The organism is Acidovorax sp. KPB24-07 (assembly GCF_057543315.1).
In genome coordinates this window covers 1-611 of sequence record NZ_BAAJYS010000923.1, presented here as the reverse complement: position 1 = coordinate 611, position 611 = coordinate 1, and the positions used below count along the sequence as shown (strand labels likewise).

General features: G+C 73.5%; 2 protein-coding genes. Both read left to right on the top strand.

The window, feature by feature from the left end:
* A partial coding sequence (locus AC27IQ_RS26700; protein ID WP_487091496.1) for a cobalamin biosynthesis protein occupies positions 1 to 242 on the top strand: 242 nt, incomplete at its 5' end.
* The coding region (locus AC27IQ_RS26695; protein ID WP_487091495.1) for an aminotransferase class I/II-fold pyridoxal phosphate-dependent enzyme at positions 233 to 611 on the top strand (379 nt) is incomplete at its 3' end. The genes AC27IQ_RS26700 and AC27IQ_RS26695, both read left to right, overlap by 10 nt.

Sequence of the window (611 nt, the reverse complement as noted above, 5' to 3'; positions counted from 1 at the left end):
GCCCCAGGCCCCGCCGCACGCCCTCGCCCAACAGCGGCTGGCCCATGGCTGCCATGGCGCTGGCCCTGGGCGTGCGCCTGGCCAAGCCCGGCGTGTACACGCTCAACGGCGAAGGGCGGGGCGCCGCCGCCAGCGATACGCCGCAGGCGGCGCGCTGGGCATCGAAAGTGGTCGTCGCCGGCGGATTGATTGCCATGATTGCTCACTTTTCAATAGCATTGTGGGTGCTGCAATGGATGTGACGGCGCACGCCCCCCTGCATGGCGGCCCGGACGCCCTGGGCGTGCCGCAGCACGACTTTTCCACCAACAGCAACGCCTGCGGCCCGTGCCCCGAGGCGGTCCAGGCGCTGCGCGAAGCCGATGCCCGGCATTACCCCGACCCGGCCTACACCGCATTGCGCGAGCGCCTGGGCGCCTTCCACGGCGTGGCGCCGGCGCGCATCGTGATCGCGGGCAGCGCGAGCGAATTCATCCACCGCATCACCGCCTTCGCCGCCCGGCGGGGCGTGCGGGCCGTGGCGGTGCCGGTGCATGGCTATGGGGACTACACGCGCGCGGCGCAGGCCTGGGGGCTGGACGTGCGGCCCGCCGCGCACGGTGCCGACCCGG